The 21,468-nt window shown below is 61.7% G+C and carries 18 protein-coding genes and 1 tRNA gene; 14 read left to right on the top strand and 5 right to left on the bottom strand.

Annotated elements, in window-relative coordinates; all coding sequences use genetic code 11:
• Positions 1-50 precede the first annotated feature (50 nt).
• Positions 51-1,157 (bottom strand): aromatic ring-hydroxylating dioxygenase subunit alpha, encoded by a 1,107-nt coding sequence (locus B0G81_RS01470; protein WP_106282660.1) that lies wholly within the window; start codon positions 1,155-1,157, stop codon positions 51-53.
• A 287-nt stretch (positions 1,158-1,444) separates the two neighbouring features.
• Between B0G81_RS01470 and B0G81_RS01465 the strand changes: the two genes are divergently transcribed.
• From B0G81_RS01465 to folE2, 4 genes are all read left to right on the top strand, one after another.
• Positions 1,445-1,753 (top strand): exodeoxyribonuclease VII small subunit, encoded by a 309-nt coding sequence (locus B0G81_RS01465; protein ID WP_106282661.1) that lies wholly within the window; start codon positions 1,445-1,447, stop codon positions 1,751-1,753.
• Entirely contained in the window at positions 1,750-2,631 is an 882-nt protein-coding gene (locus B0G81_RS01460) for a farnesyl diphosphate synthase (protein WP_134132822.1), read from the top strand. Before B0G81_RS01465 ends, B0G81_RS01460 begins: the two co-directional genes overlap by 4 nt.
• 85 nt (positions 2,632-2,716) lie before the next feature.
• A complete protein-coding gene (gene dxs / locus B0G81_RS01455) occupies positions 2,717-4,624 on the top strand; it encodes a 1-deoxy-D-xylulose-5-phosphate synthase (RefSeq protein WP_106282663.1) in 1,908 nt (635 codons plus the stop codon).
• Between the two features lie 256 nt (positions 4,625-4,880).
• Positions 4,881-5,687 (top strand): GTP cyclohydrolase FolE2, encoded by an 807-nt coding sequence (folE2, locus tag B0G81_RS01450; RefSeq protein ID WP_134132817.1) that lies wholly within the window; start codon positions 4,881-4,883, stop codon positions 5,685-5,687.
• A gap of 74 nt (positions 5,688-5,761) precedes the next feature.
• Here the strand turns inward: folE2 and tsaD are convergent, their stop codons facing one another.
• Positions 5,762-6,790, bottom strand: a complete 1,029-nt coding sequence (gene tsaD, locus B0G81_RS01445) for a tRNA (adenosine(37)-N6)-threonylcarbamoyltransferase complex transferase subunit TsaD (protein ID WP_116123866.1) — start codon at positions 6,788-6,790, stop codon at positions 5,762-5,764.
• 121 nt (positions 6,791-6,911) lie between these two features.
• Here tsaD and B0G81_RS01440 point away from each other — a divergent pair, with 121 nt between their 5' ends.
• The 9 genes from B0G81_RS01440 to B0G81_RS01405 all read left to right on the top strand — a co-directional run bounded on the left by B0G81_RS01440 (position 6,912) and on the right by B0G81_RS01405 (position 16,884).
• The gene (locus tag B0G81_RS01440; RefSeq protein WP_134132811.1) at positions 6,912-8,129 is read left to right on the top strand and encodes an NAD(P)/FAD-dependent oxidoreductase; all 1,218 of its coding nucleotides are present in this window, start codon (positions 6,912-6,914) and stop codon (positions 8,127-8,129) included.
• Between the two features lie 68 nt (positions 8,130-8,197).
• Positions 8,198-8,410: a 30S ribosomal protein S21 gene (rpsU, locus tag B0G81_RS01435; RefSeq protein ID WP_106282666.1), complete on the top strand. Its 213-nt coding sequence runs from the start codon at positions 8,198-8,200 to the stop codon at positions 8,408-8,410.
• A gap of 234 nt (positions 8,411-8,644) precedes the next feature.
• Positions 8,645-9,091, top strand: a complete 447-nt coding sequence (locus tag B0G81_RS01430; RefSeq protein WP_011490548.1) for a GatB/YqeY domain-containing protein — start codon at positions 8,645-8,647, stop codon at positions 9,089-9,091.
• An 81-nt stretch (positions 9,092-9,172) separates the two neighbouring features.
• Positions 9,173-11,044, top strand: coding sequence for a DNA primase (gene dnaG, locus B0G81_RS01425; protein WP_134142964.1), 1,872 nt, complete (start codon positions 9,173-9,175; stop codon positions 11,042-11,044).
• 91 nt (positions 11,045-11,135) lie between these two features.
• Positions 11,136-13,541: an RNA polymerase sigma factor RpoD gene (gene rpoD / locus B0G81_RS01420; RefSeq protein ID WP_106282668.1), complete on the top strand. Its 2,406-nt coding sequence runs from the start codon at positions 11,136-11,138 to the stop codon at positions 13,539-13,541.
• A 153-nt stretch (positions 13,542-13,694) separates the two neighbouring features.
• Positions 13,695-13,782: transfer RNA gene (locus B0G81_RS01415), tRNA-Ile, on the top strand.
• Between the two features lie 462 nt (positions 13,783-14,244).
• Positions 14,245-14,451, top strand: coding sequence for a hypothetical protein (locus B0G81_RS01410; protein WP_166678916.1), 207 nt, complete (start codon positions 14,245-14,247; stop codon positions 14,449-14,451).
• Between the two features lie 202 nt (positions 14,452-14,653).
• Complete coding sequence (locus B0G81_RS43445; RefSeq protein ID WP_166678915.1) at positions 14,654-14,827, top strand: hypothetical protein; 174 nt, start codon at positions 14,654-14,656, stop codon at positions 14,825-14,827.
• Positions 14,828-15,750: 923 nt separating this feature from the next.
• Positions 15,751-16,884: a porin gene (locus B0G81_RS01405; protein WP_134132804.1), complete on the top strand. Its 1,134-nt coding sequence runs from the start codon at positions 15,751-15,753 to the stop codon at positions 16,882-16,884.
• 139 nt (positions 16,885-17,023) lie between these two features.
• Here the strand turns inward: B0G81_RS01405 and B0G81_RS01400 are convergent, their stop codons facing one another.
• Positions 17,024-18,163, bottom strand: coding sequence for a porin (locus B0G81_RS01400; RefSeq protein ID WP_134132800.1), 1,140 nt, complete (start codon positions 18,161-18,163; stop codon positions 17,024-17,026).
• A gap of 269 nt (positions 18,164-18,432) precedes the next feature.
• Here B0G81_RS01400 and B0G81_RS01395 point away from each other — a divergent pair, with 269 nt between their 5' ends.
• On the top strand, positions 18,433-18,813 hold the full coding sequence (locus B0G81_RS01395) for a transposase (protein WP_134132797.1): 381 nt from the start codon (positions 18,433-18,435) through the stop codon (positions 18,811-18,813).
• 87 nt (positions 18,814-18,900) lie between these two features.
• On the opposite strand, the gene B0G81_RS01390 is transcribed toward B0G81_RS01395, so the two are convergent.
• Positions 18,901-20,460 carry a methyl-accepting chemotaxis protein gene (locus B0G81_RS01390; protein ID WP_134132793.1) on the bottom strand — a complete coding sequence of 520 codons (1,560 nt, stop codon included), beginning with the start codon at positions 20,458-20,460 and terminating at the stop codon, positions 18,901-18,903.
• A 180-nt stretch (positions 20,461-20,640) separates the two neighbouring features.
• Complete coding sequence (locus tag B0G81_RS01385; protein ID WP_243856335.1) at positions 20,641-21,450, bottom strand: Crp/Fnr family transcriptional regulator; 810 nt, start codon at positions 21,448-21,450, stop codon at positions 20,641-20,643.
• Positions 21,451-21,468: the final 18 nt, after the last annotated feature.

The following is a 21,468-nucleotide window of genomic DNA, read 5'->3' as shown; positions in this document are numbered from 1 at the left end:
TTTCCATGCCTTATTGCAGCCAGAAGAATCTGGTGAGCTGACTCAGCCGATCAGATCGTACCGAGTTCACGCCGCAAGAATTCGTGGAAGTGCTGCATGCCGTCTTCCATCGGGCTCTGATACGGGCCGACCTGCGATTCGCCGCGATTCATCAGCGCGCGGCGGCCGGCGTCCATGCGTTCGGCGATCTCGTCGTCTTCGCGGGCCGTTTCCATGTAGGCGGCGCGCTCGGCTTCGACGAACTCGCGCTCGAACAGTGCGATTTCCTCAGGGTAATAGAACTCCACCACGTTCGTAGTTTTCTGCGGGCCGCGCGGAATCAGCCATGACACCACCAGCACGTGCGGATACCACTCGATCATGATGCCCGGGTAGTACACCATCCAGATCGCGCCGAATTCGGGCGGGTTCCCGCCACGGAAGCGCAGCACCTCGTCGTGCCACTTGCGGTACGTGGGGCTGCCCGGTTGCTCCAGATCCTTGTGCACGCCGACCGTCTGCACGCTGTACCACTCGCCGAACTCCCACGTGAGATCGTCGCAATTGACGAAACTGCCGAGGCCCGGATGGAACGGCGCGACGTGGTAATCCTCCAGATAGACCTCGATAAAGGTCTTCCAGTTGTAGTTGCACTCGTGCACTTCGACGTGATCGAACATGAAGCCCGAAAAATCGAAGTGGTCCTTCGTGCCGAGCCGCGCCAGATCGCGCGCGACGTCACGTCCCTGCGCTTCGAACAGCAGACCTTGCCAGTTCTGCAACGACGTGGCGCCGAGATTCAGGCAGGGGTTGTCAGCGAAATGCGGTGCACCGAGGAGTTCGCCATGCAGATCGTACGTCCAGCGATGCAGGGGGCAGACGATATTCTCCGTCTGGCCGCGGCCGTTGAGCATGATGGCTTGCCGGTGACGGCACACGTTCGACAGCAGTTCGACTTGCGACTGCTGGTTGCGGACGAGCACACGCCCTTCGCTCTCGCTGGGCAAAGCAAAATAATTCCCCGCTTCGGGCACCATGAGATCGTGGCCGATGTAGCGAGGACCTTTCTTGAAAAGGGTTTCGATTTCGCGCGTTAAGAGCGCTTCGTCAAAGTAAGCCGTGACTGGCAGCTGGCTGTGGACAGACCGCAACTGCAATGCATTGCTCAGATTGGACATTCCCACTCCCGTGAAGACGTGAAAGCAGTGAACAACCCAACCATCGAAGGTTTCGATTTAGGGAGCCCGCAATTATACCTGTTTCCCCTTCTTTGGGGCCGTTAAGTGCCTGATTTGGGTCAAAATTCTCAGGAAAGTTCGACGTTTTCGCCGCAGACCGATCGTTTTTTTTTCTGCGAGACTGCTGGGACGGCGCACATAGGGAAGGCGAGGCGTAGGGCGGTGGCGGCTCGGAAATATCGCTTTTGCCGTAGAATGTCCGACTTGTTTTAATTTTGCGACTATTCATGGCGAAGACCGCGTCGAAAGATACTGCTGCCACGCCAGCCGAAGGCGTCGACACCACGCCGCTGCCCGAGAATTACGAGGCCGCCCAGTCAGAGTTGGAAGGGCTGGTTGCACGCATGGAAAGCGGCAACCTCAGCCTCGAGGAGTCGCTCACCGCCTACCGGCGCGGCGCCGCCCTCGTGGCGTTTTGCCAGCAGCAGCTCGAAAAGGTCGAGCAGCAGGTGCGCGTGCTCGACGGCGAGACGCTCAAGCCGCTGCCCATGAATACCGCAGGCACAGCCGCTACTGAAAGCGGGGACGACCTATGACATTCGAACAATGGATGCGCTCGGTACTGGAGCGCGTCGAAACGGCGCTAGAACATTACCTGCCCACCGAGGCAACCGCGCCCGCCACGCTGCATGAAGCCATGCGCTACGCCGTGCTGGGCGGCGGCAAGCGGGTTCGCCCGCTGCTGTGCCACGCGGCCGGTGAACTGACCGGCGCGCGCGCCGAGTGCCTCGACGCGGCGGCGGCGGCGCTGGAAATGATCCACGTGTACTCGCTCGTCCACGACGACATGCCGTGCATGGACGACGACGCGTTGCGTCGCGGCAAGGCCACCGTACACGTCAAATATGACGAAGCAACGGCATTGCTGGTCGGCGACGCGTTGCAATCCCAAGCGTTCGTTTCACTGACGTCGGACGTTCTCGCCCCGGCGCAGCAGGCCGCGCTGGTGCGCGAACTGGCGCTGGCGAGCGGTTCGATCGGCATGTGCGGCGGGCAGGCCATCGACCTGGCGAGCGTCGGCCACACGCTGACGCGCACGCAACTCGAAACCATGCATCGCATGAAGACTGGCGCGTTGCTGCGCGCCGCGGTGCGCATGGGCGCACTGGCGGGCGAAACGCCGGACGCGGACGCCATGCGTTCGCTGGATGCGTATTCGGCCGCTGTCGGCCTCGCGTTTCAGGTCGTGGACGATATTCTCGACGTCACGACCGATTCCGCGACGCTCGGCAAAACGGCAGGTAAAGACGCGAAGGACGGCAAGCCGACCTACGTGTCGATTATTGGGCTCGACGCATCGCGCGCGCTCGCGGCGCAGTTGCGCAGCGACGCTCACGCCGCGCTGGCGCCGTTCGGCGCACGCGCGCAGCGTCTTGCCGAATTGGCCGACCTGGTGGTGAACCGGGTTAGCTGAACGCGAAAGCCCGCCGCCGCGCGTCTCCGTTATGAGGCGCATGTATGAAGTGCGGGCGCGTAAGTTTTCCTACAATGGAACGACGATGTACGACTTGCTGAAAACCATTGACGACCCGGCAGCCTTGCGCCGCCTCGATCGCCGCCAACTGCAACCGCTTGCCGACGAGTTGCGTGCCTTCGTGCTCGACAGCGTATCGCAGACGGGCGGCCATCTTTCGTCCAACCTCGGCACGGTCGAGTTGACCATTGCTCTGCACTACGTGTTTGATACGCCGCGCGACCGGATCGTCTGGGACGTCGGCCATCAAACCTATCCGCACAAAATTCTGACGGGCCGCCGCGACCAGATGCACACGCTGCGTCAACTGGGCGGCATCTCGGGCTTCCCGAAGCGTGACGAGTCTGAATACGACACCTTTGGCACCGCGCACTCCAGCACGTCGATCTCCGCCGCGCTCGGCATGGCGATCGCGAGCAAGCTGCAAGGCGACAACCGCACGGGCATCGCCGTGATCGGCGACGGCGCCATGACGGCCGGCATGGCGTTCGAGGCGATGAACAACGCCGGCGTCGAAGACGACGTGCCGCTGCTGGTCATCCTGAACGATAACGACATGTCGATTTCGCCGCCGGTCGGCGCGCTGAATCGCCATCTGGCGCGTCTGATGTCGGGCCGCTTCTACGCCGCCGCGCGTGCCGGTGTCGAACGTGTGCTGCGCGTCGCGCCGCCCATGCTCGATCTCGCCCGCAAGCTCGAAGAGCACGCCAAGGGCATGATCGTGCCGGCCACGCTGTTCGAAGAGTTCGGCTTTAACTACATCGGCCCGATCGACGGACACGACCTCGATTCGCTGATCCCGACGCTGCAGAACATCAAGGAACTGCGCGGTCCGCAATTCCTGCACGTCGTGACGAAGAAGGGCCAAGGCTACAAGCTGGCCGAAGCCGATCCGGTGTTGTACCACGGGCCGGGCAAGTTCAATCCGGCTGAAGGCATCAAGCCGGCCACCACGCCGTCGAAGAAGACCTACACGCAGGTGTTCGGCGAATGGCTGTGCGACGCTGCCGAGCTGGACGCACGTGTAGTCGGCATCACGCCGGCCATGCGCGAAGGCTCGGGCATGGTGGAGTTCGAGAAGCGCTTCCCGGATCGTTACTTCGACGTCGGCATCGCCGAGCAACATGCGGTGACGTTCGCCGGCGGTCTGGCCGCGGAAGGCATGAAGCCGGTGGTCGCGATCTACTCGACCTTCCTGCAACGCGCTTACGACCAACTGATTCACGACGTCGCGCTGCAGAACCTGCCGGTGGTGTTCGCCATCGACCGCGCGGGTCTGGTCGGCGCGGACGGCGCCACGCACGCGGGCGCTTACGACCTCGCGTTCCTGCGCTGCATCCCGAACATGACGGTGATGGCCGCGTCGGACGAAAACGAATGCCGCCAGATGCTGTACACGGCGTTGCAGCAGCCGAACCCGACGGCGGTGCGCTATCCGCGCGGCGCCGGCACGGGCGTCGCCACTGTCAAGCAGATGGCGGCGCTGCCGCTCGGCAAGGGCGAGATTCGTCGCGAAACGTCGCAGCCGGCCGGCAAGCGCATCGCGATTCTGGCGTTCGGCACGATGGTGGCGCCGTCGCTGGCAGCCGCCGAGCAACTGGACGCAACCGTCGCGAACATGCGCTTCGTGAAGCCGCTGGACGCCGCGCTGGTCCGTCAGTTGGCCGAAACGCACGACGCTATCGTGACCGTCGAAGAAGGCTGCGTGATGGGCGGCGCGGGCTCGGCTTGCGTCGAAGCTCTGCTTGAAAGTGGGGTTATGCGACCCGTACTACAATTGGGCCTTCCCGATCGGTTCATCGATCATGGGGACCCGGCCAAGCTGCTCGCCGCGTGTGGCCTCGACGCCGCGGGTATCACCAGGTCGATCCGCGAGCGCTTCCTGTCGAGCGGCGCGGTCGGCGGCCAGTCGTCGGTGAAGCGCGTCGCGTAAAGCGTCGTCGCTCGCGGTGCGGCCGCCGCGCCATGGCGGCCATAAGCAATCTCCAACTTGAATCGGTGGGCCTTCGGGCCCATCATCCAACGCCGGCAGGGGCCGGCGTTCGCCGTTGCGCGCCTTGATCCGCGCGGCCGCTGGGAGCCGCCGAACCTGTCGCTTCGCGCCAGCCCTCGCGAGGGGAGTCCCCAAAGGGAGCTTCCTTCGGGGCGAAGACTTGGGGCGGTTCGGCGTTTCCTGAAAGGACAAGAAAATGAATCAGATGAATCCCGCCTTTGTGATGCCCGACGTGCAAAGCACGCCCGACACCCGTCAGATCCCGATTCAACGGGTCGGCGTGAAGGCCGTGCGCCATCCGCTGACGGTGCGCACGCAAGGCGGCGAGGTGCAACCGACGGTCGGCACGTGGAATCTCGACGTGCATCTGCCGGCTGACCAGAAGGGCACGCACATGTCGCGTTTCGTCGCGTTGCTCGAGGAGAACAAGGCGCCGCTGGAGCCCGCCACGTTCCGCACCATGCTCGCCGCGATGCTCGAAAAGCTCGAGGCCGAGGCTGGCCGCATCGAGGTGTCGTTCCCGTACTTCGTGAACAAGACCGCGCCGGTGTCGGGCGTGCAAAGCCTGCTCGACTACGAAGTCACGCTGACGGGGGAGACTCGCAACGATGCGACGCGCCTGTTCCTGCAGGTGCTGGTGCCGGTGACGAGCCTGTGCCCGTGTTCGAAGAAAATCTCGCAGTACGGCGCGCATAACCAGCGTTCGCACGTCACGATCAACGCCGAACTGGCGGGCGATGTGGCCGTGGAAGAACTGATCCGTATCGCCGAAGAAGAAGCCTCATGCGAACTGTGGGGCTTGCTCAAGCGCCCGGACGAGAAGTTCGTGACCGAGCGCGCTTATGAAAATCCTAAGTTCGTCGAAGACCTCGTGCGCGATGTCGCGCAGCGTTTGAACGCGGACGAGCGGATCGTCGCCTATGTGCTGGAAGCCGAGAACTTCGAGTCGATTCACAATCACAGCGCGTACGCGGTGATCGAACGGGATAAGCGCGTTGCTTGATACGCGTTTGCCGATGCATGAAAAAAGCCGCTTCGTTTGAGAGCGGCTTTTTTTACGACTAGAACGTTACGGGCTCAGCGTGCGAGGGAGGTCAGATCCCAGCGCGGCTTCACCGTGAACGCGTAGTCCTTGCCCGACTGATCGGGCCAGCGCTGCAGTCGCAAGGCGCCCGCCAGCGCGATCATCGCGCCGTTGTCCGTGCACAGCGACAGGTCCGGATAGTGCACGTAGAAATTGCGCTTCTTCGCGGCAGCGGACAGCGCTTCGCGCAACTGCCGGTTCGCGCCGACACCGCCTGCAACGACCAACCGGTTGAGCTTGGTCTTCTTCAGCGCCGCCAGCGACTTCGCCGCTAGCACGTCGACTGCCGCGTCGACGAAACCGCGCGCCAGATCGGCTTTCGCCTGCTCGCAAATATTCGAGCCGCCGAGCTTTTTGGCGTGCGTGAGAACAGCGGTTTTCAAGCCGCTGAAACTGAAATCCAGGTCGCCGGAATGCAGCATGGGACGCGGCAGGACCACCGCGCCGGGCGTGCCGAATTCAGCCATGCGCGAGACTTCCGGGCCGCCCGGGTAGCCCAGGCCGAGCAACTTGGCGGTTTTGTCGAAGGCTTCGCCGGCGGCGTCGTCCAGCGTTTCGCCGAGCGTCTCGTAGACGCCCACGTCGGTCACGCGCATCAACTGCGTATGACCGCCGGACACCAGCAGCGCGACGAACGGGAAGGGCGGCGGCTCATCCACCAGCAGCGGCGACAGCAAATGCCCTTCAAGATGATGAATGCCAATGGTCGGCTTGTCCCACGCCATGGCCAGTGAATTGGCGACGCTCGCGCCAACGAGCAGCGCGCCCGCGAGCCCGGGGCCTTGCGTGTAGGCGATCGCGTCGATGTCGCTGCGGGCCGCGCCCGCGCGTTCCATTACCTCTTCGAGCAGCGGCAGCGCACGCCGGATGTGATCGCGCGACGCCAGTTCCGGCACCACGCCGCCGTACTCCCGATGCATCGCAATTTGCGAATGCAGCGCGTGCGCGAGCAGGCCGCGCTCCGTGTCGTAGAGCGCGAGACCGGTTTCGTCGCAGGAGCTTTCGATGCCGAGAACGAGCATGATGGTGGGCTTGAGCGGACGCAGAAGTGTCAAAACTCCGGCGCCCGAAAGTGAGGAGGCAAGCCTGAAAGTATAGCAGTGCGGGCAAGGCGCCGCCGACGCGCGGGTACAATGCGGCCCCATGGAATCCTTCGATATCGCAGTAATCGGCGCGGGTGCGGCCGGCATGATGTGCGCGGCGGTGGCCGGGCAGCTCGGCCGCCGCGTGGTGCTGATCGACCACTCGCAGCGTCTCGCGGAGAAGATCCGCATCTCCGGCGGCGGCCGTTGCAACTTCACGAATCTGTATGCCGGCCCGGCCAATTATTTGTCGGCCAATCCGCATTTTTGCCGCTCAGCGCTCGCGCGCTATACACCGCGCGACTTCATGGCGCTTCTCAAGCGCCACCATGTGACGTGGCACGAGAAGCACAAAGGCCAGCTCTTCTGCGACCAGTCGAGCGACGCGGTCATCAATGTGCTGAAGAGCGAGTGCGACGCGGGCCGCGTGGCGTGGCGCACGCCTTTGTCGGTCGAGCAGGTGCGGCAGGATCCGGAAGGGCGCTTCACGCTGGATACACAGGCAGGGCCGATTACGGCGCGCGCGCTTGTGATCGCGACCGGCGGGCTGTCGATTCCCAAGATCGGCGCCACCGATTTCGCCTATCGCCTTGCCAAGCAGTTCGGTCACAAGCTGATCGACACGCGCCCCGCGCTGGTCCCGCTGACCTTCGCCGCTGGCGACTGGGAGCCGTTCGCGGCGCTTTCCGGCGTCTCGCTGCAAGTGCAACTGGCGACCGGCAACAAGAAGACCGGCGCCGAATTCAACGAAGACCTGCTGCTCACTCACCGTGGTCTTTCCGGCCCTGGTGTGCTGCAAATATCGAGCTACTGGCAGCCCGGCGAGCCGATTCACATCAACTTGCTGCCGGAGCAGGACGCTGCGACCGCCTTGCTGGAAGCGAAGACCGGCACGAAGCGGCAGATCGCCAATCTGTTGTCGGAATGGGTCCCGCAGCGGCTCGCCCATGTCTGGCTGGACACCCATCAGATTCCCGCCGAAGCGCGCGTGGCCGATCTGCCGGACAAAACCCTGCGTCGCGTCGGCGAGGCACTGTCGCGCTGGACGCTTACGCCCAACGGCACGGAAGGCTATCGCAAAGCCGAAGTGACGCGCGGCGGCATCGACACGCGCGACCTGTCGTCATCGACGATGATGAGCGCGCGTGCGCCGGGCTTGTACTTCATCGGCGAAGCCGTCGACGTAACCGGCTGGCTGGGCGGCTACAATTTTCAGTGGGCGTGGGCGTCGGGTGTAGCGGCTGGCGAGGCGGCTGCGGAGTATGCCAGAGGGGCTTGACGGCGCTCTGGCTTTGTGAGAAAGCTCTGCTATACTCCTGAACCTTGACAAAGTTCCGTTATTGAAAAATGACGACCATCCGCGTAAAAGACAACGAGCCGTTTGAAGTTGCCATGCGCCGGTTCAAGCGCACCATGGAGAAAAGCGGCTTGTTGACGGAACTTCGCGCTCGCGAGTTTTACGAAAAGCCTACGGCTGAGCGCAAGCGTAAGAAGGCGTCCGCGGTAAAGCGTCATTTCAAGCGTCTGCGTAGCCAGATGCTGCCAAAGAAGTTCTACTGATTCTGGCGTTGCCGCGGTTCCCGTCTGACGGAGCGGCGACATCCAACCGGTGAGGGCGCGACAGGCGCCGTCACGGAAAACACGGCCCTTCGGGCCAGCCGGCAGGGTCGCAACCACCACGCACAGTGTGCCAACCCGCTTGAGGAAGCAGTCCCAAGCGGGTATTCGTGTTGATGCGCGTGTTGAGTGGTTAGTCTGGCCGGTTTTTCCAATTTCAACGCATTCAGGTGAGTGATGAGTCTCAAGGACCGGATCAACGACGATATGAAGGCCGCCATGCGGGCACGTGAGACCGAGCGCCTCGGCACGGTCCGCCTGCTGCTTGCCGCGATCAAGCAGCGCGAAGTCGACGAGCGCATCACGCTCGACGACACCGCGATCACCGCTGTCATCGATAAGATGATCAAACAGCGCAAGGACTCGATCAGCCAGTTCGAGGCCGCCGGCCGCACCGATCTGGCCGACAAGGAAAAGGCCGAACTGGCGATCTTGTCTGCTTATATGCCCGAGCAGATGTCCGAGGCGGAGATCGTTGCCGAAGTCCAGGCAGCGGTGGCGCAAACCGGCGCAGCCGGACCGCAGGACATGGGCAAGGTGATGGGCGTACTCAAGCCGAAGCTGGCCGGCCGCGCCGACATGACCGCTGTTTCGGCGCAAGTCAAAGCCGCGCTCGCGAAGTAAATTTCCGTTTTTTTCGCGTCGTGCATGCTGTTTTTCGACGGCGTGCACGGCGTTGAGTTTTTTAAGGCAGCGTCATTTACTGTGATTCCTCCGTCATTCCTGCAGGATCTGCTCAACCGCGTCGATATCGTCGACGTGGTCGGCCGGTATGTGCAGTTAAAAAAGGGCGGCGCGAACTTCATGGGGCTGTGCCCGTTCCACAACGAGAAAAGCCCATCGTTTACGGTTAGTCCGACTAAGCAGTTCTATCACTGCTTCGGCTGCGGCGCGCACGGTACGGCCATTGGTTTCCTGATGGAACACGTCGGGTCCTCGTTTCCCGAGGCGGTCAATGAGCTGGCGCAGTCCGTCGGGTTGAGCGTGCCGAACGAGCCGTCGCCCGGCTATGGCGGCAGCGGGTCCGGCGGCGGCTATGCGCCGGCAGCATCCAAAGCGGTTACCACGGCGCTTTCGGATGTCATGCAGACCGCGTGCGACTTCTATCGCAAGCAACTGCGCGGCGCGCCGGCCGCGATCCAGTATCTGAAAAAGCGCGGCTTGACCGGTGAGATCGCGGCCCGTTTCGGACTAGGCTACGCCCCCGACGGCTGGCAGAACCTCGAACCGGCCTTTCCGAACTATCGCGACGATGCACTGGTCGAATCGGGGTTGGTGATCGTCAGCGAAAAGTCCGACGCTCAGGGCCAGAACCGCCGTTACGACCGCTTTCGCGAGCGAATCATGTTCCCGATTCGCAATGTGAAGGGGCAGGTGATCGGCTTCGGCGGCCGCGTGCTGGACAGCGGCGAGCCCAAATATTTGAATTCGCCCGAAACGCCATTATTTAACAAGGGCAGCGAGCTGTATGGGCTGTTCGAGGCGCGTCTGGCGATCCGCGAACAACACTACGTGCTGGTCGTGGAAGGTTACATGGACGTGGTTGCGCTGGCCCAATTGGGGTTCCAGAACGCGGTCGCCACGCTCGGCACGGCCTGCACGCCGATTCATGTGCAGAAACTGATGCGCCAGACCGACACGGTCATCTTCAGTTTCGACGGCGATTCGGCCGGCCGGCGCGCCGCTCGCCGCGCGCTGGATGCCTGTCTGCCGCACGCGGCGGACAACCGGACCATCCGGTTCCTGTTTTTGCCGTCCGAGCACGATCCGGACAGCTATGTGCGTGAATACGGCACCGAGGCCTTTGCCGAGCAGGTCGAGCGGGCCATGCCGCTGTCGCAGTTCATGCTGAACGAAGTGTTGACCGGCAAGGAGCTGGATCAGCCGGAAGGCCGTGCCCGCGCCCTGTTCGACGCCAAACCGCTGCTGCAGGCGCTGCCGGCCAATGCCCTGCGCGCGCAGATCATGCATATGTTCGCCGACCGGCTTGATGTGCCGTTCGACGAAGTCGCCGCGCTGTGCGAGGTCGATTCCCGGATCGCGGCGGCGGCCCGCGCCGCACCGGCCCGCAAAGACCGGCGCAGTGTGACGGGCATCGAGGAAAAAACGCTGCGCAATCTGGTGATGTATCCGCGCACCGTCGGCGTGCTGGACGAAGAGGCTGAACAGGCGTTGCTCACGGTTACGCGGCACGGTGAACTGTTCGAGGAAGTGACGACGCACGCACGTGCGCTGGGCGATTCGGCGGAGTTTCAGTTGTTGTCCGACCTATTGCGAAACGGTGCGAACGCCCCAACTTTCGAGGAAATCTTTCGCAAAATTCTAGACTATGATGAAAACGTCCGGGATTTGCTGCTGAAGGACCCGGAAGATGCGACCGTCATCGAGGAGCGGCGCGAGCAGGAACGGATCGTCGGAGAGGAGTTGAAGGCGGCGATCCTGAAGATGCGGTACGACGCTTACTGCGATCGTCTCGAGCAGCTTTCGCGGCAATCCCGGCACACGCCGGAGGAGTTTGCGGAGCTGTCGGAGCTCAATCGGAAGCGGGCTGACATGAAGCGCCAGCTCGGGCTGTAGGCGGAGCGCGGAGACCCTCGGTGCTATAATAAAAGGTTTCCAGCGGATTGTTTTTCAAGGGTTTTCCTAGCAAAGGCGAAAAGGCGATGCGATGGCAAAGACTGCGGACGGAACAACGGGCGGAAGGAAAACGACAGGCACAAGCTCCAAGGAGCCGACCAGAAAGGTCACCGAAGCCAGGTTAGTTTCTTCTGCCAAAAAAGCGTCTGCGGTCAGTGTTGCACCGGTTGCCGGGAAGAAGTCCTCGACCACTTCGGCTGCGCGAGCGGAGCCGGTCAGGGCGGCGAAAGCTGTAGCAGTGCCGGCCACGAAGGGGTCGGGTGTCAGAAGCGCAAGGGAAGCGGCTGCCGCGCAGGACGATGCGGCAGTGCGCGAGGTTCCAGTATCCACGGTTCAACCGGCTGGCGTCCACCAGCCGCGAGTCGAGACTACAGCCGGTACGGCGAACTCCATGACGAAAAAGCTGAACGAAGTACCCGTCGATGACGACGCAACCCAAAGCGAAGAAAACCCCACGGCTGCTGCTCCGGCCAAGGTTGAAAAGGCCAAGGCTCGCGACCGTCGTGCAAAGGAAAAAGCGCTGCTGAAAGACGCTTTCGCGTCGTCACAGCCGGGCACGGTCGAGGAGCTCGAGGAGCGCCGCTCGAAACTGCGCGCGCTGATCAAGCTCGGCAAGGAGCGCGGCTTCCTCACGTACGCTGAGATCAACGACCACCTGCCGGACAACTTCACCGAGACCGAGGCGATCGAAGGCATCATCAGCACGTTCAACGACATGGGCGTGGCGGTGTACGAACAGGCCCCTGACGCTGAAACCCTGCTGCTGAACGACAACGCGCCGGCGGCTTCGTCGGACGACGAAGTGGAAGAAGAAGCGGAAGTCGCGCTGTCCACCGTCGACTCGGAATTCGGCCGCACTACGGACCCGGTCCGCATGTACATGCGTGAAATGGGCACGGTCGAACTGCTCACGCGCGAAGGCGAAATCGAAATCGCCAAGCGGATTGAAGACGGCCTGAAGCACATGGTGATGGCCATCTCCGCCTGCCCGACCACGATCGCCGACATCCTGGCAATGGCCGAGCGCGTCGCGAATGAGGAAATTCGCATCGACGAACTGGTCGACGGCCTGATCGACGCCAACGCGGAAGACGCGGACGGTTTCTCCGCGCAGGAAGCGGAAGCGATCGAGAGCGAAGACGAAGAAGTCGAAGAAGACTCGGAAGAAGACGAGGAAGAAGACGACGGCACGGCGCAAGCCACGGCCAACGCAGCGCAGATGGAAGCGCTCAAGCGTGCTTCGCTCGAAAAATTCGCGATGATCAGCGAATGGTTCGACAAGATGCGCCGCGCGTTCGAGAAGGAAGGCTACAAGTCCAAGTCGTATCTGAAGGCACAGGAAACGATTCAGAACGAGCTCATGACGATCCGCTTCACCGCGCGTACCGTCGAGCGTCTGTGCGACACGCTGCGCGCGCAGGTGGACGAAGTGCGTCAGGTCGAACGTCAGATTCTGCACACGGTGGTCGACAAATGCGGCATGCCGCGTGCGGAATTCATCGCGCGTTTCCCGGGCAGCGAAACGGATCTCGAATGGGCCGACAAGATAGTCGGTGAAGGTCACGCTTATAGCGCGATCCTCACGCGGAACATTCCGGCCATTCGCGAGCAGCAGCAACGTCTGCTGGATCTGCAGGCGCGTGTTGTCCTGCCGCTGAAGGACCTGAAGGAAACCAACCGTCAGATGGCGGCGGGCGAACTGAAGGCGCGTCAGGCGAAGCGCGAAATGACCGAGGCGAATTTGCGTCTCGTGATCTCGATCGCGAAGAAGTACACGAACCGTGGTCTGCAGTTCCTCGACCTGATTCAGGAAGGCAACATCGGTCTGATGAAGGCGGTGGACAAGTTCGAATATCGTCGTGGCTACAAGTTCTCCACGTATGCAACGTGGTGGATCCGTCAGGCCATCACGCGTTCGATCGCCGACCAGGCGCGTACGATCCGGATTCCGGTTCACATGATCGAAACGATCAACAAGATGAACCGCATCTCGCGTCAGATTCTGCAGGAAACCGGTCTCGAACCGGATCCCGCAACGCTGGCCGAGAAGATGGAAATGCCGGAAGACAAGATCCGCAAGATCATGAAGATCGCGAAGGAGCCGATCTCGATGGAAACGCCGATCGGTGACGACGACGATTCGCATCTGGGCGACTTCATCGAAGACAACAACACGGTTGCGCCGGCCGACGCGGCTTTGCATGCCAGCATGCGCGATGTCGTGAAAGACGTGCTCGACTCGCTGACGCCGCGCGAAGCGAAGGTGCTGCGCATGCGTTTCGGTATCGAGATGAGCACCGACCACACGCTCGAAGAAGTCGGCAAGCAGTTCGACGTGACGCGTGAACGGATCCGTCAGATCGAGGCGAAGGCGCTGCGCAAGCTGCGTCACCCGAGCCGTTCGGACAAGCTGAAGTCGTTCCTTGAAGGGAATTGATCGAAGCCGGCGTTGGTTGCAGATGATGTAGCGGTTTGAAGGGGCCTCGCGGTTGTTTCGCCGTAGCGAAGCGGTTGCGAAGGTCCCTTTTTCGTGTAGTATGTCGGCCAATCAACGAATAGGCCCGGCCTTCACGACCGGGTCTTTTTTCTTGGGCCGGACGCCGTGCTGGTTGCAGGCAGCGGACTCATAATCCGCCTCCGAAAGGACACCGTCGGTTCGACTCCGACCCGGCCCACCATCGATGCATAGAAAGGGTTTCGATGTCGGAACCCTTTTTGTTTGTTTGGGGTGAAGGCGGTAGTGCGCGCGGCAATATGTCACTTCCGTTCCGCTATTAAATCGCGCCTTGGATTTCCATTCAGTTGGATAAAAGGTGTCGTCGCCATAAGGGCGGCATCCAGAAAAGCGCTTGAGATTGATCGATGCGGAACCCAGGCGCGCACGTTAAACAACACGTTTCGCGCTGCGGAAATCTCGTTATTCCTTTTGCGCCCGTTGGTGCAATCTCCGTCAGATTTAATCTTTCACTTCCGGGATTCGTCTCGTCATTCGCTGGTTTTCCGTGGGCGCTCTGGCGCACAGACTCCGTCACGATAGCAGCGCTAATCAGAAATCCAGTCGGCCCGAAGTCCGCTCCGTGAGAGTGGCACGTCGTTTGCATAAGCACGGCTTCCACGCCATATCAATAATGAGAATGACCATGCGACGCGACCACACCGCTGCTGAGTTTGCCCAGATTCAATCTTTGTTGCCCACGCCGCTGGAAAGCGATCGCGGAAGCGTGCCTCGGCGGCAGACCAGCGCATTGTCGCGTATTACTTTCTGTTTTGCGTGGCTGTTCGGGCTGGAACCGTTCCTGACCGGCTCGGCTGGCGAAACGCCGCGCTCGCGGCTCGATCGTCAATAGTTAGTGACGCGGCGCGGCGCGCGCAGTCGCGCGGTTGGGCGTTGAAAGTTTCGCCGTGCGTTGAGGCACTTTCTACAGCCGGACATCAACCGATCGAAACCGTCCCGCGAAGTCGCGGCAGATTGGCCGCAGCGCTGGAACCTCGGGAATAGACGTTGCGCGGTAAGCGTTGGGAGACATTCCCATCCTCAGGACGCTCAACATGCAAACCGACCCCACCATCGACCCCGTCGCCGATCCTGCGAATCAGCCGCTGGACGAACCCGATGAGCAGCCGCGTCCATTGCCCGGTGTGCCACCCGAAATCGATCCGCTCGCTCCGGGCGCTTCGCCCGAAGACGAGGAGGCGCTTCGGCGGTCGCGAGACAAGCCATAAGGCCGTGGTTGCGAGGAACCAGGGAAACTCCGCGTAAAAGAATGGCACGCTCGTGCCGTTTAATGAAGGCGGAAGGCTGTTCGATGTTTGCCATCCGCTTTCAGCACGGGTTTTTGTCACGCGGCGGTCGGCGCCGCATTTCACCTCCGGGCAACGCCCGTGCTGAAGGCTTCCCCTGCCGGCTCTAAGCTTTGTAAAACGGGCGTCGTTCACACTACATGACACTGGCGGGCGTTATGCGCACTTGCCGGAGCCGTACGCCGTGCCCCATTGCTTGCTCCATCCATACAGGGGCAAGCACTTCCGCTGCACGCCTGGAGCTTCAACGCTATCGAACCGCACCCCCGCACAGCGCCGGAATAACATCGCGCCATCAAAATCAATTGCCCTCGCAAAAGAACTCATGGTCAAAACCAGTTAATACCAGCTATTCGATTTGGCGGTAATCGACGACAGTATTAATTCAATTAAGTTCCAGGTCTTCCAAAATAAATTTACTGCGCCCGCGTGCATGCGGTTAATTGCCTCCTTTTCGAGCAATCAGACATCTCTCATTTCCTAATTGCTCCGACCCGATTACGTCACGATTATTAAAACGCTGTTGCTTGCATACAACTGACAATATTGAGAAGTTGCAAATTACTTATCGCCATAGCAGGTGCGACATCAAGCTAATTTTGCCGTAAACGTTGGGAAAACAAAGACTTAATGCGCGAGGCAACTGCATTGTTGCTGATTACGAAAAATCCTGTTGCGTGAATTGCAGGCCGCGCTACTAGGGCGTCCCCCTACACTCACGCTTCGTTTCAAGGGTGCCCGGCGATCCGAAACGGGTCGGTCAAAGGGCGGCAACAGGTGCGATGCACATGCTGCCGAGGCAGGTCCCGCTCCCCGCGTAAATTTATCGAACAGGAGTCCCACGCATGAAAAAGAGTCTCATCGTCGTTGCGGTTGCCGCATCGTTCGCATCCGTCGCTCACGCACAAAGCAGCGTGACTCTGTATGGTCTGCTGGATGCGGGCCTGACGTACACCAGCAACGTCAACCACAACGCAAAGTGGGCAGCCGGTAGCGGCGGCATCAACCAAAGCATGTTCGGTCTGCGCGGTTCGGAAGATCTGGGCGGCGGTCTGAAGGCAATCTTCACGTTGGAAAGCGGCTTCAACATCAACAACGGCAAGTTCGCTAACAACAACGGCATGTTCAACCGTCAAGCGTTCGTCGGTCTGTCGAGCGCGCAATTCGGTACGGTCACGCTGGGTCGTCAATATGACGCAGCTCAAGACTACCTGGCACCGCTGACCGCAACGGGCAGCTGGGGCGGTACGTACTTCGCGCACCCGTTCAACAACGACAACCTGAACACGAACGGCGGCTACGCAGTCAACAACTCGATCAAGTACGCGAGCGCTAACTACGCTGGCTTCTCGTTCGGCGGCACGTACGGCTTCTCGAACCAGGCTGGCGCATTCGCAAACAACCGCGAATACAGCGTGGGTGCTGCATACCAGTGGCAAGGTCTGCACCTGGGCGCTGCTTACGCACAGCAAAACAACCCGGGCGCAGGTAACACGGGCGCTTCGGACGGTTCGTACGTCAACACGCTGGCAGGCAACGTCGGCAACTTCCGTCAACGTGAATTCGGCGTTGCTGGTTCGTACGCATTCGGCCCGGCAACCGTCGGTCTGGCATGGACGCAATCGCGTTCGGACAACTTCGTGGGCGGTCAGCAATCGCTGCGCGCTAACAACTACGAAGTCAACGGCAAGTACAACCTGACCCCGGCTCTGGGCTTGGGCGTTGCTTACACGTTCACGGACGGCAAGGGCTACGGCGTTGGCGCGAACGGTGGTTCGGAATCGGTGCGCTACCATCAGATCGGCGTGCAGGCTGACTACTCGCTGTCGCGTCGTACGGACGTCTACGCTCAAGCCGTGTACCAGCACGCAATGGGCGACGGCGGTGTCGCTTCGATCTACAGCGGCGACAACACGCAACTGCCGTCGTCGTCGAAGAACCAGACGGCTGCTACGGTCGGTCTGCGTCACCGCTTCTAAGCTTCAGCAGAAGCTGGTTGTTGTACGAAAAGGTGCCGTTCGCGGCACCTTTTTTTATGCGCGCGCGATTCGATGATCGGCACCCGGCGAGAATGCCGGATGCCGCGGGCCGAGCAGGGCACACGCGGCCCTGTCTGGTTTAGAAAATCGTGCGCAGACCGAGTGCAACGCCGGTCTGGTTGTTCTTGCCCGGCAATTCGACCGAAGCCGCGCCCGATACCTTGTCGAAATCGACCGTCCCGTACACCTCGGTGCGTTTGGACAAGGCGTACTCAGCCAACGCCACCAACGTATAACGATTGCCGCTGCCGAGTTGTCCGTTGCCGATCGCCGCGTTGGACATGTGGTCGTAGTACGCCGCGCCCGTCAACGTGAGCGTGGGTGTTGCCTGCCACGTGACGCCGGCGAACGGACCGTTGTCGACGCGGCCCGAGCCCTTCAGGATATCGACGCCGGGCACCAGCGTCTGCTGCGCCAGCGCGGTGTCGACGAAACCCGTGTCGTCTTTCGAGTGCAGATAGCCGACGTACACCTTCGTCGTGCTGAACGCATACACCGCGTTCGCGTTAAAGATAGTCTGCTTGTGATTGCTGTTGTCGCTGTTCTGCTGCACACCGCCGGCGACGCTCAACGGGCCGGCCGCATACGACAACGTGAAGCCGTACATCGTGCCCGCGCCGAGATGGCCCGGCACCTGGCCGGAGAAACCGCCCGCGCCGCTCGATTCCGAGTTGGTGCCGAACGAGTACATCGCGGCCATGGTCAGGCCTTTATACCTGCCGGTGTATTTGACTGCGTTGTCCGCGTAAAGCCCCGCGCCGAGCGCGCCCGGTAGCCATGAGTTCTCGAAGTAGTTGCCGACCGTGAGCGGGTCGTAGGTGTCGCCGAGCAGATCGAACAACGGCGTTTTCTGCCGCCCCAGCGTCAGCGTGCCGTATTGGCTGCTCAGGCCCACATACGCATTGCGATTGAAGAGCCGCTGGCTGTCCGAGGCGGAACCGTCCTGCAGATTGATGCCGCTTTCCAGATCGAAGATCGCCTTCATGCCGCCGCCCAGATCCTCCGAACCGCGCACACCCCAGCGGCTGTTGGTGATCGCGCCGTTCGTCATGAACAGACGGCCGTCGTTTTTGGCGTTGGAGTTGGTCAGATAGCGCACGCTCACATCGGCGACGCCGTACAACGTAATCGAGCTCTGTGCCAAGGCGTGCTCGGAGGTCATCGCAAGGGCGGCGCCACTCACGACGGCTGCGGTTTTCAGGAGCTTAATTTGTCTCATTGAAATATCTGCTATGCGGTTATGGATTATTCATTCGAGTCCGCCGCGCGCGCTGGCCGTGCGCCGGCGCGCCGATGATAGACCCGCACCCTCGTCGCGCCAAAAGTCCTTGGCGCAATAACTTATTGCAGTTTCTAACCATGGTCCCCCGCTGGCTGACAAGAGTTAACCTTCGCGCGAGCGTGCTTCGGTTAGTCTGAAATCCATTGATTGATAGACGCTATTTCACGGCGACGCCAGCTTATGCGGCGGCCGCGCGTTTTTACCGCATGAATAATTCCACTCGCGAGCCGCAGCCTCATTTGCCGACCACTTACGATCTCACTGACGAGCAATGGCATCGCATCGTCCCGCTGCTACCTGAGATGAAGGCTCCAGGACCTCGCCGTGGGCGTCCCAGCATCGATATCCGCTGGGTGGTGAATAGCATGCTCTGGGTGCTGCACGCGTGCGCCCCATGGAGCGCGATGCCGGAGCGCTACGCGCCGTATCAAACGGCGCATCGCTACTACCTGCGCTGGAAGAAGTCGGGCGTGCTGGCCGACATCGTGTTCACGCTGTTCGAGACCGATGCGATCCTCGAGCGGCCTGTCACGCGAAGGAGCGGCATGCGCGTGCTCGGTAAATCGCAGCTTCGCAACGGAAAATAAAAAAGGCTGTCACCGGATTTCCGGCGACAGCCTTATCTGATCCTCAATCGCCGATCGGTCAGGTGGACCTCGGCCCGTAGGACCCGATCACGCAGTTTGCTCGACCTTGAACACGGCGACGGCATGTCGCAGGTGTTCGGTCTGTTCATCGAGCGAACCGGCTGCGGCGGCCGCCTGCTCGACGAGTGCGGCATTGCGCTGCGTCACATCGTCCATCTGACGGATCGCGAGATTGACTTCGCCGATACCTGAACTCTGCTCCTTCGAAGCCGCCGAGATTTCATTCATGATGGCCGTCACGCGGCGCACCGCGTCAACCACCTCGCCGATCGTGCTGCCCGCCCTGCCGGCGAGCGTCGAACCTTCGCCGACTTGCGCGACCGATTGATCGATCAACACCTTGATCTCCTTGGCCGCCGTCGCGCTGCGCTGCGCGAGATTGCGCACCTCGCCCGCGACCACTGCGAAGCCGCGGCCTTCTTCGCCGGCGCGCGCGGCTTCCACCGCGGCGTTCAGCGCCAGAATGTTGGTCTGGAACGCAATGCCTTCGATCACGCTGATGATCTCGCCGATCTTGCGCGAACTATCGGTGATGCCCGCCATTTTCTCAACCACGTCGTTGACCACCTGACCGCCGCGCGCGGCGATGCTCGACGCGTCGCTCGCCAGTTCGGACGCGGTGGCCGCGTTGTCGGCGTTCTGCGTGACGGTCTTGGTGAGTTCGTCCATGCTGGCGGCGGTCTGCTGCAACGACGCGGCCTGTTCCTCGGTGCGGCTCGACAGATCCAGATTGCCCGCGGCGATTTCCTTCGATGCCACGGTGATCGTCTCCGCCGAGTTCTTGATCCGCGCGACGGTGGAAGCAAGCTGATTGCGCATCTCACGCAACGAGAACAGCAGGCTCGACGTGTCGTCGCGGCGCAGGTCGATGCGAGTGGCCAGGTCGCCGCGCGCGATCTGCATCGCGATCGAGGCCGCGGCGGAAGGCTCACCGCCAATCGAGCGCGACACGCTGCGCACCACGCGCGACGCCACGAACGACACGATCACGCCGAGTACCGCCAGCATGCCGGCCGAGCGTGCGAGTGTCGTGTAGAACTGTGCCTGAATGTCGTCCATGTAAGCGCCCGCGATGAAGTCCCAGCCCCACGGGCCGAAGCGCTTCACGTACCCGATCTTCTCGCTCGGCGTCGTTTCGCCGGGCTTCGGCCACCAGTAGCGCAGGTAGCCGGCGCCGGCCGCCGAGCCGCCGGCCTGTGCGATGTCGTGATACAGCGCGTTGCCTTTGGCGTCGCGGAAGCCGCCCATATCCTTGCCGTTCAGCTTCGGGCTCATCGGGTGGTCGATCATGACCGAATCGCTGCGCACGATCGTCACGTAGCCGGAGGCGCCGTACCGCTGCGCATTGACGCGGGCAATCGCTTGTTGCTTCGCGTCGTCGACGGAGAGCTTGCCGGCGTCGGCTTGCTTCGCATAGTCCGCGACGATCGATGCCGCCATGTCGGTCACGTCGGCCAGATCGGCGCGCCGTGCGTCCATTTGACCGTTACGTGCTTCGTACGCGTTCACAACGGTCACGATCAGGAGCGCGGCCCAGCACAGCAGCAACGGCACCCACAACTTCTGTTTCAGTGTCAGACGGTTCATTATCGGATTCGACAATACGTTGAGCTTGGAATAGGGACGCGCTGCAATCTGCGCTGCATAGCTCGCATAACGGCGCGTGCGGCGCTTTCTTTATCCGGGTGCTCAAAATACAGTCGGACAGGCGCGCGCAGGCGACCGCCGAAACATGCGGAGCAAAAACGGCAGGCAGGGCGTTGGGTGCTAGAGCTGTTCCCGGCCGAACGCATCCAGGCGTTCGAGGTCGAGCACGTCGATCTGGTTATACGAGAGGCGCAAAATCTGCAGCCGCTCGAGGTTTTGCAGCGCCTGATTGATCCGCTGACGGGAAACGCCCGCCAACAGGCCGACTTCTTCCTGCGAAATGGCAAGCGTGCGGCCGGTGTCGGGATAAAGATCCGGGTTGAATAGTTGCGCGAGCGACTGCGCGACGCGCGCATCGACATCGAGTAAGCGGCTATTCTGGATCGACGCGATGAATTCGCCCATGCGGTTATTCAGTTGGCGAATCACGAACGCATTGAACGGCAAGCTGGATCCCAGTAGCGTGTGAAACGTCTCCGACGGCACGAACATGACCAGTGAAGGCTGAATCGCCGCCACGTCGTACTTGCGCAATTCACGCTTGATCACGCTGCCTTCGCCGAACCAGCCGCCGGGCGGCACACCGGACAGCGTGCAGCTGCGTCCCGACGGGCTATAAATTGCAAGTTTGATGAGGCCGGAATGCACGCCGATCCAGTAGTCCGACGGTTCCTGGCGGCGCGCGATCCATGCGCCGCCTTCCAGATGCTCCGCGTGCGCGCTGGCGAGCACCATGGACTGATGCTCCGCGGCGAGCGCCCGGAACCACGCGCAAGTAGCGAACAGGCCCGGCAGATCGGCGCGCGCGACCCGTTCCGGCCTGCGTGGGCGGGCATCGGCGGGGGCGGTGAGCGGAGCGTCGTTCATGGCGGCTGGCGGTTTTTCGGACGGAGGTGAGTGCGGATGCGCCAGGGCGCGCCACTCTGTCATTTGAATGACAGACAGTTC

The sequence above is a fragment of the Paraburkholderia sp. BL6665CI2N2 genome, from assembly GCF_004366535.1.
Taxonomy (GTDB): domain Bacteria; phylum Pseudomonadota; class Gammaproteobacteria; order Burkholderiales; family Burkholderiaceae; genus Paraburkholderia.
The sequence above is the reverse complement of the archived record's forward strand: the minus strand, read 5'-3'. Positions and strand labels throughout refer to the sequence as shown.

Bases quoted from the DNA above. Each gene is read 5' to 3' on its own strand.
- B0G81_RS01470 (WP_106282660.1), bottom strand. From the start codon at position 1,157: ATGTCCAATCTGAGCAATGCATTGCAGTTGCGGTCTGTCCACAGCCAG.
- B0G81_RS01390 (WP_134132793.1), bottom strand. From the start codon at position 20,460: ATGAACCGTCTGACACTGAAACAGAAGTTGTGGGTGCCGTTGCTGCTG.
- rpoD (WP_106282668.1), top strand. From the start codon at position 11,136: ATGGCAAAGACTGCGGACGGAACAACGGGCGGAAGGAAAACGACAGGC.
- B0G81_RS01460 (WP_134132822.1), top strand. From the start codon at position 1,750: ATGACATTCGAACAATGGATGCGCTCGGTACTGGAGCGCGTCGAAACG.
- tsaD (WP_116123866.1), bottom strand. From the start codon at position 6,790: ATGCTCGTTCTCGGCATCGAAAGCTCCTGCGACGAAACCGGTCTCGCG.
- B0G81_RS43445 (WP_166678915.1), top strand. From the start codon at position 14,654: ATGCAAACCGACCCCACCATCGACCCCGTCGCCGATCCTGCGAATCAG.
- B0G81_RS01465 (WP_106282661.1), top strand. From the start codon at position 1,445: ATGGCGAAGACCGCGTCGAAAGATACTGCTGCCACGCCAGCCGAAGGC.
- folE2 (WP_134132817.1), top strand. From the start codon at position 4,881: ATGAATCAGATGAATCCCGCCTTTGTGATGCCCGACGTGCAAAGCACG.
- B0G81_RS01410 (WP_166678916.1), top strand. From the start codon at position 14,245: ATGCGACGCGACCACACCGCTGCTGAGTTTGCCCAGATTCAATCTTTG.
- rpsU (WP_106282666.1), top strand. From the start codon at position 8,198: ATGACGACCATCCGCGTAAAAGACAACGAGCCGTTTGAAGTTGCCATG.
- B0G81_RS01430 (WP_011490548.1), top strand. From the start codon at position 8,645: ATGAGTCTCAAGGACCGGATCAACGACGATATGAAGGCCGCCATGCGG.
- B0G81_RS01400 (WP_134132800.1), bottom strand. From the start codon at position 18,163: ATGAGACAAATTAAGCTCCTGAAAACCGCAGCCGTCGTGAGTGGCGCC.
- B0G81_RS01395 (WP_134132797.1), top strand. From the start codon at position 18,433: ATGAATAATTCCACTCGCGAGCCGCAGCCTCATTTGCCGACCACTTAC.
- B0G81_RS01385 (WP_243856335.1), bottom strand. From the start codon at position 21,450: ATGACAGAGTGGCGCGCCCTGGCGCATCCGCACTCACCTCCGTCCGAA.
- B0G81_RS01405 (WP_134132804.1), top strand. From the start codon at position 15,751: ATGAAAAAGAGTCTCATCGTCGTTGCGGTTGCCGCATCGTTCGCATCC.
- dxs (WP_106282663.1), top strand. From the start codon at position 2,717: ATGTACGACTTGCTGAAAACCATTGACGACCCGGCAGCCTTGCGCCGC.
- B0G81_RS01440 (WP_134132811.1), top strand. From the start codon at position 6,912: ATGGAATCCTTCGATATCGCAGTAATCGGCGCGGGTGCGGCCGGCATG.